At 47.5% G+C, this 11765-nt stretch carries 7 protein-coding genes, 2 tRNA genes and 4 rRNA genes; 4 read left to right on the top strand and 9 right to left on the bottom strand.

Annotation, left to right across the window (positions count from 1 at the left end):
- Positions 1-12: 12 nt before the first annotated feature.
- Positions 13-885 (bottom strand): methylenetetrahydrofolate reductase [NAD(P)H], encoded by an 873-nt coding sequence (gene metF, locus SP90_RS15930; RefSeq protein ID WP_066858696.1) that lies wholly within the window; start codon positions 883-885, stop codon positions 13-15.
- A 196-nt stretch (positions 886-1081) separates the two neighbouring features.
- Between metF and SP90_RS15925 the strand changes: the two genes are divergently transcribed.
- The 3 genes from SP90_RS15925 to SP90_RS15915 all read left to right on the top strand — a co-directional run bounded on the left by SP90_RS15925 (position 1082) and on the right by SP90_RS15915 (position 2654).
- Complete coding sequence (locus SP90_RS15925; RefSeq protein WP_066858694.1) at positions 1082-1336, top strand: hypothetical protein; 255 nt, start codon at positions 1082-1084, stop codon at positions 1334-1336.
- Between the two features lie 54 nt (positions 1337-1390).
- Positions 1391-2221: a phosphodiester glycosidase family protein gene (locus tag SP90_RS15920; protein ID WP_066858693.1), complete on the top strand. Its 831-nt coding sequence runs from the start codon at positions 1391-1393 to the stop codon at positions 2219-2221.
- Positions 2222-2366: 145 nt separating this feature from the next.
- Complete coding sequence (locus SP90_RS15915) at positions 2367-2654, top strand: FmdB family zinc ribbon protein (RefSeq protein ID WP_066858691.1); 288 nt, start codon at positions 2367-2369, stop codon at positions 2652-2654.
- A gap of 137 nt (positions 2655-2791) precedes the next feature.
- On the opposite strand, the gene SP90_RS15910 is transcribed toward SP90_RS15915, so the two are convergent.
- Both SP90_RS15910 and SP90_RS15905 read right to left on the bottom strand, forming a co-directional pair.
- Positions 2792-3739: a cation diffusion facilitator family transporter gene (locus SP90_RS15910; protein ID WP_066858689.1), complete on the bottom strand. Its 948-nt coding sequence runs from the start codon at positions 3737-3739 to the stop codon at positions 2792-2794.
- Positions 3740-3768: 29 nt separating this feature from the next.
- Positions 3769-4608 (bottom strand): HesA/MoeB/ThiF family protein, encoded by an 840-nt coding sequence (locus SP90_RS15905; RefSeq protein WP_066858686.1) that lies wholly within the window; start codon positions 4606-4608, stop codon positions 3769-3771.
- Between the two features lie 347 nt (positions 4609-4955).
- Between SP90_RS15905 and SP90_RS15900 the strand changes: the two genes are divergently transcribed.
- Positions 4956-5462, top strand: a complete 507-nt coding sequence (locus SP90_RS15900) for a hypothetical protein (RefSeq protein ID WP_066858684.1) — start codon at positions 4956-4958, stop codon at positions 5460-5462.
- A 901-nt stretch (positions 5463-6363) separates the two neighbouring features.
- On the opposite strand, the gene rrf (SP90_RS15895) is transcribed toward SP90_RS15900, so the two are convergent.
- From rrf (SP90_RS15895) to SP90_RS15870, 6 genes are all read right to left on the bottom strand, one after another.
- Positions 6364-6478 (bottom strand): 5S ribosomal RNA (gene rrf, locus SP90_RS15895).
- 67 nt (positions 6479-6545) lie between these two features.
- Positions 6546-6660 (bottom strand): 5S ribosomal RNA (gene rrf, locus SP90_RS15890).
- 119 nt (positions 6661-6779) lie between these two features.
- Positions 6780-9715, bottom strand: a 23S ribosomal RNA gene (locus SP90_RS15885).
- 161 nt (positions 9716-9876) lie between these two features.
- A tRNA-Ala gene (locus tag SP90_RS15880) sits at positions 9877-9952 on the bottom strand.
- Positions 9953-9963: 11 nt separating this feature from the next.
- Positions 9964-10040 (bottom strand) — tRNA-Ile (locus SP90_RS15875).
- A 91-nt stretch (positions 10041-10131) separates the two neighbouring features.
- A 16S ribosomal RNA gene (locus tag SP90_RS15870) occupies positions 10132-11673 on the bottom strand.
- Together the 16S, 23S and 5S rRNA genes with 2 tRNA genes alongside form the textbook arrangement of a ribosomal RNA operon.
- Between the last annotated feature and the right edge of the window lie 92 nt (positions 11674-11765).

Below are 11765 nucleotides of genomic sequence, written 5' to 3'. Positions count from 1 at the left end.
CCCCGTTTAGTTTTATAAGTTAACTCTATCTGCCAGCTCCAGACACATGTCCGCTTTATTCAGAGTGTATAGGTGAATTCCCGGCGCTCCACCATCCACAAGCTGACGAATCTGGTTCACCGCAAACTTCAGACCGGCTTCTTTAACAGCTTCATCACCGCCCTTCTCGTTTGCTTCCTCCAGCGTAAGATACAGCTGACCTGGGATATTTGCGCCGCAAAGGCTCAAAATACGTTTAATTGAGTTCAGAGACTGTATCGGAAGAATACCCGGTATTACAGGCTTATTGATACCGTTGCTGCGTAAACGTGAAACAAAATCAAAATATTCACGTACATCAAAAAACAGCTGAGTAACAACAAAGTCACTGCCTGCATCAATCTTTACACGAGTATAGTGCAGATCATCTGCAAACGTTGGTGATTCAGGATGCGCTGCCGGGTACCCTGCGACAGCTACCCCAAAATCCGGGTGCTCCTTGCTCACAAGAGTAACCAGATCTGATGCATATCTGAACTCCTGATCTGTCCAACTGAAATTTTCATCCGGCGGACAATCGCCTCGCAACGCGAGTACGTTATGAACATCTGCTTCACGCAATTTATTAATAAACCCGTTAATTTTCTCTCTCGAAGCACCAACACAAGTAAGGTGAGCCATCGGCTCAATACCGGCAACATGCTTCATTCGTGAAGTAATTTCGAGGGTATTATCCTGTGTTGAACCGCCTGCACCATAAGTAACAGATGCAAATAATGGATTAAGCGCCTTCAATCGCTCAACAGTAGAGAAAAAAGAATCCCATTGCTTTTTCTCTTTTGGCGGGAAAAATTCTAAAGAATAAAACGGCTTACTCTGACTCTGAATAGCATCAATAATTTTCACAAAACTACCCTCAACATTTCTATTTGGACAACCCGACATCACGTAATGCCGCTGTTACATTTATGTGTATATCAAGAGAAGTTGATATGTCAATATGTAAATATACTAATTTAGTTTCAAGTAGACAGACACCAAAGCGAGGCGTATTAAATAGATAAGAAAAATTCTGGAATATTCATAAGGAGTATTAATTCGTATGTATTCTTGGCAGATTATCTATCTTGCAGTTGTTGCCGCTCTTATCACGTTTGTGCTTCTCCGCTCACCTCAGGGAGCCGTGGGAAAGATCATAACATTTATGCTTAACTGGCTTGTTCCATACACTTCTATTACAATTGCGTTTGTGGCTATCTTCCAGCAGGGCTTTTTACCTGCTCTGCCTTTTTTTGCGCTTGCAGGATTCTGTTTTATCACCTTCCTCAGACGGAGCATTAACGTCGACGCAAAATAGATTAGCTGCCTGTAGATACCGTTACTATTTCATATCATACAGGAATTACCCAACATGATTCATTACCGCCGTGTTATACTTTCTCTTTCAATCGCATTCATATGCCTCCTGAGCCTGAGTACTCCACTCATGGCCGGCGTCACATGGACAACGGTTGCTAAAGGGCTTGCAATAGCAGAAATCCCTGTAGAATCCGGCGGATTACGGTCATCTTCCATCACTGCCTTGCGCATCTCACCGTCTGAATTCGAATTCATGCTATTGATGCGTTCTAAGGAAGGTGATGCGTTTACCCCCGAGGAATGGGCAAAGCGTTACAACCTTACAGCCCTTATTAACGCTTCCATGTATCTTCCGGATAACACAAAAAGTACCGGCTATATGCGCGACAAAGGACATATTAATAACGGATTCATTCATAACAGTTTCGGTTCGTTCTTTGTTGCCAATCCGACACGTTCAGGTATTCCGGTTGTAGACATTATTGACAGGCACAAACAGCAGCATGGTGCCCTGCTGCCGCAATACACTACTGTCATTCAAAACTACCGGCTTTTTTCAGCCTCCCGCAAACCGCTGTGGCCTAAAAAAGCCCGAGAAACATCTATTGCAGCCGTAGCTAAAGATTCCAGCGGAAACATTGTTTTCATTCATTGCCGCACCCCTATGACAGTACGAAAATTCACAAAACGGCTCCTTGAATCACATCTGAATCTTGTTACTGCCATGTATGTGGAAGGAGGGCCGGAAGCAAGTATGTACCTGCGCACTCCACAAACATCCCGTGCGTGGGCTGGCCGCTATATCGGAGACTTCTGGAATACCGAAAACAAACAATGGATTCTTCCTAATGTGCTCGGCATCAGGACAAAGGCGCATCGCTAGCACTTGATTTTGCACTGATGGCTTGGTAGTCCTTCAGCACTCCTGAAAAGCGACACGTCGCTCCAGGGTATAAACTATTTGTCTTAACGCACGTACCTCGCCGTTGAATCGGCTGATAACGACTAATATACGCAGGAGAGTGCACATGCCTCTTTATGATTTTGAATGTCAAAAATGCAAAGAAATTTTTGAAGAGATTGCTTCTTCAGACTGCACTTCAGGAGAAACCTGTCCTGCATGCGGCAGCACTGAAACAGTCCGTATGGTAAGCGCCCCGAGCCCGATTCCCGGAAGCGGCACAAACCGCCTGCCGAGCACGCTCGCCCGCGGCGGAGGTGCTAAGTTTGAGAAAGTGCCTATGCCTAAACGGCCTATCCCTAAATCCAAACCCAATTGCCCATCCGGTGGATGTGGCAGCTGTTCCAGCAACTAGACAACAAAAGCCGAAGCAACTGCTTCGGCTTTTTTACATGCAATATTTATCATACCCGTAGTGCTTACAATCCATCCAGATAAAACTAAGTTCTCAGTGACTATCCATACCTAACTATAGCACCTACCAGTTTTTACTTAAAACATGTCTCGCCCTCTTCTCCGGCGTCTGCGCTGCTGGCTCTTTGCATCATTACTACTAACCGGATCAACATGCACAAGGGCATCTGCGACTTCATACTCACTGTTTTCAAGCACATTCTCAACCGAATCCGCTATAGCATGACCTTCTTCAACAGTAATTTTGCCATCCACTGAAATGTGCAGATCGACAAAAACTGCCAGTCCCTGATAGCGGGTACGAAGCTTGTGCACATCCATTACTCCCTCTACAGAAAGAACAAGGTCTTTAAGGCCACCCAGAACATCATCAGGGGCACCTTTGTCCACAAGCTCATTCACAGCCGGCACAGTCACTTCCCATGCGGCATGGATAATGAAGAACGCGACAATAATTGAGCCTACTAAGTCAACCCAGTGCAGCTCAGGAAAAATAAGCGCAACGAGCACAGAGGCAGCAGCTGGAATAGAACTTAGCGCATCACTTCGATGATTCCATGCATTCGCCACCACAGATGGAGCCTTATGAATACGTCCATAGTATGCTGTCCAGCGATAAAGAATCTCCTTTACCACAATCGACGCCAATGCTGCCCATAATGCTACAAGCTTTGCATGATGAATATGCTGCTCAGAGTAAGCAACTGACGCATCCACAACAACACCGACAGCAACAACAGCAAGCAAGATACCGATACCTGCTGTAATCAATGTCTCGAATCGTTGATGTCCGTATGGATGCAGTTCATCCGGTGGTGCAGTCCACATTCGAACTCCCACCAGCAAGGAAACATCAGTAATCAAATCTGATAAACTATGGATACCATCAGCAGTCACTGCCCTGCTGTTTCCCATAATCCCGGCAACAATTTTAAGCACCGCCAGAAGGACGTTAACAATAAGCCCTACCCACGTTACTTTTGATATTGCTGCTACCTTTTCTATTCTTTTGGCTTCCTCTAGCATACACCATCCGCTATTAATACAACGCACCACTACAGGGTTACATTTTGAAAATTCATATCCATAAGATCAAAGAATAGGAGTGACGAAGAAGGCTTGTCCCAACATAGAGTCTTAAGTACTTCGTTAGCCTGCAACGACGCTGCTACAGCGACTGCCGGAGCCGGAGTACCTAGCACATCTTCAGCTGCACCACCCGAGCCCAGCAGCTCTGCAGGGCCAGTATTACCAGGAAGAATTGTACCAACATACCCTGTCAGGCCAGCAACTGCGGCTGTTACCAAAGGCACTTCACAAGCTGCGGCTGCCTCTTGCAACTCAAGCCTTGTATCTAACCCGCCAAGACAATCAACGACTAAATCAACATGCTTCGCGTAATCCACAAGGGCATCACCCTGCAGAAAATGGTCAACACCGATAAACGTACAACTAGGATTAACACACCGAAGTCGGCGCTCTGCCCGCTTGGCTTTTTTTTCTCCAAGAGATTCAAACGTCGCATTCAACTGGCGGTTTAAATTCGTAGGTTCAAAAAAATCTCCATCCGCGCCTACGATAGTACCAACCCCAAGACGTGCAAGCTGTTCAATAACATGCCCGCCTAACCCGCCTAGACCTACAACAAAAACCTTGGAACAAAGCAGTGTCATCTGATCTTTCATGGATAGTAGCGAAAAGTTTCGTACATATCGCTCAGGCAGGACATTCTGCTCCAAGGCAGCCTTTTCTATCTCAATAAACGAGCAGCCCTCTGCTTTTGAAAACGCCTCTACGGTCTTAACAGTGACCGTAGAAATGGTTCTACCATCTGGAATTGTCAGCTGCTCACTAGCTTCTTGTATTGCATGCGAAAGAACGAAATTTGAGTTCATAGACAATGCTCTCCCTTCAGCTACCTAAACATATCAGCAACCTATAGGCAAGATTGTTGGCACTTTTGAAAGCAACTTTCAGGTAGTTGTAGCACTAATTTTACTCAACAAAACGCTCATCATCTAAAACGTAACCTTACAATACCTTTTCAGATTTTTTCATTGATGAGTGCACTGCTACTTCTTCGCAAAAAATAAATAGCGTTAGATCTTAACCCTTGAGTAACCATTCAAACTATATCGTTACACCATATTTTTCATAAATAGTATGTAACAAACGTTACATCAATTCTTCTTTCTTTACTAAATTAGACACACACTACTTATAACCATTAAAGGGGAACAGGATGTCTCAGAAAATTCAATTGTTAGTTGTACTCATGCTTGCTTTTGCTCTTACAGGTTGTGCAACAATCGCAAGCGAGAAAAAATATGACATTGCTTTCTCAAGCATGAAAGAAAATGTTTCTTTTGAAATCTTTGATGACGAAGGAACTCTCATTAAAAAAGAAAAAGCACCTGCAACAATTACTCTCGATGCAGGATCTGGATACTTTTCCAAAAGTGAGTACACAGTAAAATGGACGTATGCAGACGGGAAAACAAAAACAACTAAATTAAAATCTTCTATTGATGGATGGTACTTTGGCAATTTAGTTTGTGTTTGGCCAATCGGAATGCTTATTGTCGACCCAATTACCGGTGCAATGTGGAAGCTCCCTGAAACCTATAACGACACATATGCCGCAGTTGTAGATAAAATCGAAAAAGAAGACGGCAAAAAACAGCTGAGTTTTGTAAATATCAACTCTATCCCTGCTCAGTACCGCGACAAGCTCGTACCGGTAATGTAACTTACAAATAAAGTGACTTACAAAGCGCTCTAACCCAGGTTGGAGCGCTTTTTTATTACCTTTGTTACGAGATGGGCGACTACAAGTTAGTTGCTCCCGCTTCCCACCATAGTATCTCCACTTTCACGCTCAGCTACTGTGTACTATATGCAGTTCTGAGCTTTTATGTTTAGTCTTGCCTGAGAAAGCACCTCAAGGTTACCACGCCTTCTGACGTAATGTCTCTTGTGGCAACTCACTCATTTTCATTCACAAATTGTCTCTCTAGACTCTTTCAAACGTTCTGCTAATAACGAATTTATTTGACCAGATAGACAGCCTCTTTCCTTCCTGTCTCGCATTGAAGTCATTTTCTCGGCATTGTTTTTCGTGCCTGAGAACATACGTGAAACTCAATACGAACCACCGTGAATATTCCGAGAATAAGGACGGGAAGAGGACGGGTGGAATGACGAGTCAAAGCGCTCGGGGAATGGAAAGGTAGCGGCAGCCGTTTGTGAGGAACGAGCATTACGGATGGCTTATGCAAAGCTGGAAGAACGCTAGCTTCCCCCGTCCCCCCGCGGGAGCGTGGGAAGGGCAAGCTTGGGACTTGGTTTGATTCAAAGAAACGGGATGAGGTAGGCAAGGCTTGAGCAGGGACAGGAATATTTCGGTATGATGCTTTGATGGCAAGAGAAGATCTTTCAGGCGATGTAAAGAAGCCAAAGAAGAAAGGCTAAGCTACTCTTTTCTGACTTGGCTACTTTTCGACCTCATAGAGTAGTTTGACCGTCGGCGTGTCCGCCTAGGATCAAACGCTCGTGCCCTTGGCACTCATTCTCGCCTGTGGGAAAGTAGGCAGAGCATACAAACAAAGAAAGCCCGTTAGCTTTATAGCTAACGGGATTTCTGAAATAAATCTTGGCAGCGACCTACTTTCCCACAGGCTCCCCTGCAGTATCATCGGCGATGGTCGGCTTAACTTCCGAGTTCGGAATGGGATCGGGTGTACCCCAACCTCCGTGGCCACCAAGAAAAATTTGGCTACCTTACTTAGTGTGGAAAGAAGTAAATCACATCACACCAGTGGGCATAAAAAAAATCTAGCAGCGACCTACTTTCCCACAGGCTCCCCTGCAGTATCATCGGCGATGGTCGGCTTAACTTCCGAGTTCGGAATGGGATCGGGTGTACCCCAACCTCCGTGGCCACTAGAAAAATATGGCGGGTCAGTCAGTTCTTTGGAAAGGCGAGCAGTATTTACCCTGCTGCCACGTCAAAGGGCTAACCCTGAAATATTAATCTAATAGGGAGGAAAAGAATGATTTTGTGTAGAAAAATAAGGCTCACGGACTATTAGTACTGGTTAGCTGAAGGCATCGCTGCCCTTACACACCCAGCCTATCAACCTGGTGGTCTACCAGGATCCTTTAGCTCATAAATGAGAGGGAGATCTTATCTTAAGTGAGGCTTCCCGCTTAGATGCTTTCAGCGGTTATCCCTTCCGAACGTAGCTACTCAGCTATGCCGTTGGCACGACAACTGACCCACCAGAGGTTCGTTCACCCCGGTCCTCTCGTACTAGGGGCAAGTCCTTTCAAATCTCCTACGCCCACAGCAGATAGGGACCAAACTGTCTCACGACGTTTTAAACCCAGCTCGCGTACCACTTTAAACGGCGAACAGCCGTACCCTTGGGACCTGCTTCAGCCCCAGGATGTGATGAGCCGACATCGAGGTGCCAAACCGCGCCGTCGATGTGAACTCTTGGGCGCGATCAGCCTGTTATCCCCGGCGTACCTTTTATCCAATGAGCGATGGCCCTTCCATGCGGAACCACCGGATCACTAACACCAACTTTCGTTCCTGCTCGAGATGTCTCTCTTGCAGTCAAGCTCGCTTATGCGTTTGCACTCAACGACTGGTTTCCAATCAGTCTGAGCGAACCTTTGTATGCCTCCGTTACTCTTTAGGAGGCGACCGCCCCAGTCAAACTACCCACCAGACACTGTTTCCTAACCGGATAACGGTAGAGGATTAGAGCCTTAGACTAGCAAGGGTGGTATTTCAAGGTTGGCTCCACAAACACTGGCGTGCCTGCTTCAAAGCCTCCCACCTATCCTACACATGCTAGCCCAAAACCCAATGTCAAGCTATAGTAAAGGTGCACAGGGTCTTTCCGTCTTGCTGCGGGTACACGGCATTTTCACCGCGAATTCAATTTCACCGAGTCTGTAGTTGAGACAGTGCGGAGATCGTTACGCCATTCGTGCAGGTCGGAACTTACCCGACAAGGAATTTCGCTACCTTAGGACCGTTATAGTTACGGCCGCCGTTTACCGGGGCTTCGGTTCGCTGCTTCGCTAATGCTAACAACTCCCCTTAACCTTCCGGCACCGGGCAGGCGTCAGTCCATATACGTCGTCTTACGACTTTGCATAGACCTATGTTTTTAGTAAACAGTCGCCACCGCCATTTCTCTGCGGCTCTCCGTTGCTTTGTTTCGCTAAGAAACTAACAACAAAGAGCACCCCTTATCCCGAAGTTACGGGGTCATTTTGCCGAATTCCTTAACTACAGTTCTCTCGAGCGCCTTGGATTACTCATCCCGCCCACCTGAGTCGGTTTGCGGTACGGTTTGCATAGACTAAACTTAGAAGCTTTTCTTGGAAGCATGGACTCAACACCTTACGTTCTTGCGAACACCACATCGTGTCTCAGGCATGTAGAGATACGGATTTGCCTATATCTCAACCCTACACACTTGTACTGGCTATTCCAACAGCCAGCGTGCCTATCCTACTCCGTCCCTCCATCGCACATCTATACAAGTACAGGAATATTAACCTGTTTCCCATCGACTACGCTTTTCAGCCTCGCCTTAGGGGCCGACTAACCCGGGGCAGATTACCTTTACCCCGGAAACCTTGGGCTTACGGCGAATGGGTTTCTCACCCATTTTATCGTTACTCATGTCAGCATAATCACTTCTCTACCGTCCAGCATGCTTCACAACACACCTTCAACCAGTAGAGAACGCTCTCCTACCACCAGCACAAAGTGCTGATCCGAAGCTTCGGTACCATGCTTAGCCCCGTTACATTTTCGGCGCAGAATCTCTAGACCAGTGAGCTATTACGCTTTCTTTAAAGGATGGCTGCTTCTAAGCCAACCTCCTGGCTGTCTAGGAAATTCCACCGCCTTTTCCACTGAGCATGGATTTGGAGACCTTAGCTGTCGGTCTGGGCTGTTTCCCTTTCGACTACGGCCCTTCTCAGTCGCAGTCTGACTCCCGAGGATCATTTATACGGTATTCGGAGTTTGATAGGGTTTGGTAAGCTGGTGAGCCCCCTAGCCCTGTCAGTGCTCTACCCCCGTTAAACTACCTCGAGGCTATACCTCAATATATTTCGGAGAGAACCAGCTATCACCAGGTTTGATTGGCCTTTCACCCCTATCCACAAGTCATCCAAATCGTTTTCAACCGATACTGGTTCGGTCCTCCACTCAGTTTTACCTGAGCTTCAACCTGCTCATGGATAGATCACCTGGTTTCGGGTCTAATCCACTGTACTTGTCGCCCTTATCAGACTCGCTTTCGCTACGGCTCCACTTTCGCTTAACCTTGCACAGTAGATTAACTCGCTGACTCATTATGCAAAAGGCACGCGGTCACATCTCAAGGATGCTCCCACAGCTTGTAGGCAACTGGTTTCAGGTTCTATTTCACTCCCCTAACAGGGGTTCTTTTCACCTTTCCCTCACGGTACTGGTTCACTATCGGTCACTAGGTAGTACTTAGCCTTGGAAGATGGTCCTCCCAGATTCCCACGGAGTTTCACGTGTTCCGCGGTACTCAGGAACAGTCAGTGTCAGGTTCGACTTCAGATACGGGACTTTCACCCTCTACGGTCAAGCTTCCCAGCTTGTTCTCCTATCTAATTCTGAATCACTTGATGACTGCCCTACAACCCCGCCGTGTCGAAACACGACGGTTTGGGCTATTCCCCGTTCGCTCGCCGCTACTAAGAGAGTCTCGTTTGATTTCCTTTCCTCGGGGTACTGAGATGTTTCACTTCCCCCGGTTAGCCTCTCTAAACCTATGTATTCAGTAAAGAGATAACGGGACATAACTCCCGCTGGGTTTCCCCATTCAGAAATCTGTGGGTCAAAGGATGTTTGGCTCCTCACCACAGCATATCGCAGCCTACCACGTCTTTCATCGCCTTCTAGTGCCAAGGCATCCGCCAGTTGCCCTTAATAACTTATTTTTCTACGGACATTCTTTTCCGTCCCTATCGATTGTAAAAGAGCAGAAACCGTCAAGGTTTCAGCCAAGTATATTACTTGGATTGTAACCACTACTTACGCAAAGTAATGATGACTACCAAAAAACTACTTGTAAAAGATCATATAAGCTTTTCCACCAAAATGGTGGAGGCGAACGGGATTGAACCGTTGACCCCCTGCGTGCAAGGCAGGTGCTCTCCCAGCTGAGCTACGCCCCCACTTGGGTAGATGGTGGGCCTGGGAAGATTTGAACTTCCGACCTCACGCTTATCAGGCGTGCGCTCTAACCAACTGAGCTACAGGCCCATAGCCTATCTTTGTAAAGAGCTAAAACCAACCAGAAGTTGGTTAATGCAAAACTCTTTGCAATTAAATAGCGAATCGGATTTTTTTCTTTAAAGGAGGTGATCCAGCCGCAGGTTCCCCTACGGCTACCTTGTTACGACTTCACCCCAATCATCAGCCCCACCGTAGACAGCTGCCTCCGTTGCCGGTTAGCTCACTGGTTTCGGGTAGAACCAACTTTCGTGGTGTGACGGGCGGTGTGTACAAGGCCCGGGAACGCATTCACCCCGGCATGCTGATCCGGGATTACTAGCGATTCCGACTTCAAGGAGTCGAGTTGCAGACTCCTATCCGGACTGGGATACACTTTTTGGGATTAGCTCCACCTCACGGTCTCGCAACCCTTTGTATGTACCATTGTAGTACGTGTGTAGCCCCAGGCGTAAGGGCCATGATGACTTGACGTCGTCCCCACCTTCCTCCCGGTTAACCCGGGCAGTCTCCCTAGAGTGCTCAGCATTACCTGGTGGCAACTAAGGATAGGGGTTGCGCTCGTTGCGGGACTTAACCCAACACCTCACGGCACGAGCTGACGACAGCCATGCAGCACCTGTCACTGCATTCCCCGAAGGGCACTGCCTAATTTCTTGGGCATTCGCAGGATGTCAAGCCTGGGTAAGGTTCTTCGCGTTGCATCGAATTAAACCACATACTCCACCGCTTGTGCGGGCCCCCGTCAATTTCTTTGAGTTTCAGCCTTGCGACCGTACTCCCCAGGCGGGGTACTTAACGCGTTAACTACGGCACCGAGGGTCAAGCCCCCAACACCTAGTACCCATCGTTTACGGCGTGGACTACCAGGGTATCTAATCCTGTTTGCTCCCCACGCTTTCGCTCCTCAGTGTCAGTAATAGTCCAGGAAGTCGCCTTCGCCACGGGTGTTCCTTCTGATCTCTACGGATTTCACTCCTACACCAGAAATTCCACTTCCCTCTCCTATACTCTAGCGATGCAGTATCAAGTGCAATTCCACGGTTGAGCCGTGGGCTTTCACACCTGACTTACAAAGCCACCTACGAGCGCTTTACGCCCAGTGATTCCGATTAACGCTTGCACCTTCAGTATTACCGCGGCTGCTGGCACTGAATTAGCCGGTGCTTCCTCTAGAGGTACCGTCAATTACTAAGAGTATTAGTCTTGATAGGTTTCTTCCCTCTTGACAGGAGTTTACGATCCGAAAACCTTCATCCTCCACGCGGCGTCGCTGCGTCAGACTTTCGTCCATTGCGCAATATTCCCCACTGCTGCCTCCCGTAGGAGTCTGGGCCGTGTTCCAGTCCCAGTGTGGCAGGCCACCCTCTCAGGCCTGCTATTCATCGTTGCCACGGTAGGCCGTTACCCCACCGTCTAGCTAATGAAACGCGGACTCATCTACTGGCGAGAGCTTTCAAGAAGAGGCCCCCTTTCCCGTTACCAGCGTATACGGTATTAGCAGTCGTTTCCAACTGTTGTCCCGTACCAGTAGGTAGATAATCCACGCGTTACTCACCCGTGCGCCACTCTACTCATCTCCGAAGAGACTTTCGCGTTCGACTTGCATGTGTTAGGCACGCCGCCAGCGTTCAATCTGAGCCAGAATCAAACTCTCCAGTTTAATAATTCTGTATTGTGACATCCACTGCATAACAGCAGATGACGCTAGCTGATCTCTAAATCAATCCGATTCGCTATTTAATTGTCAAAGAG

This window comes from Halodesulfovibrio spirochaetisodalis (genome assembly GCF_001672295.1).
Taxonomy (GTDB): domain Bacteria; phylum Desulfobacterota; class Desulfovibrionia; order Desulfovibrionales; family Desulfovibrionaceae; genus Halodesulfovibrio; species Halodesulfovibrio spirochaetisodalis.
Note: the sequence above shows the minus strand (reverse complement) of the source record. Positions and strands in the feature narration are given on the sequence as shown.

Coding starts and splice junctions, on each gene's coding strand:
- SP90_RS15920 (WP_066858693.1), top strand. CDS start 1,391: ATGATTCATTACCGCCGTGTTATACTTTCTCTTTCAATCGCATTCATA.
- SP90_RS15915 (WP_066858691.1), top strand. CDS start 2,367: ATGCCTCTTTATGATTTTGAATGTCAAAAATGCAAAGAAATTTTTGAA.
- SP90_RS15900 (WP_066858684.1), top strand. CDS start 4,956: ATGTCTCAGAAAATTCAATTGTTAGTTGTACTCATGCTTGCTTTTGCT.
- SP90_RS15905 (WP_066858686.1), bottom strand. CDS start 4,608: ATGAACTCAAATTTCGTTCTTTCGCATGCAATACAAGAAGCTAGTGAG.
- SP90_RS15910 (WP_066858689.1), bottom strand. CDS start 3,739: ATGCTAGAGGAAGCCAAAAGAATAGAAAAGGTAGCAGCAATATCAAAA.
- SP90_RS15925 (WP_066858694.1), top strand. CDS start 1,082: ATGTATTCTTGGCAGATTATCTATCTTGCAGTTGTTGCCGCTCTTATC.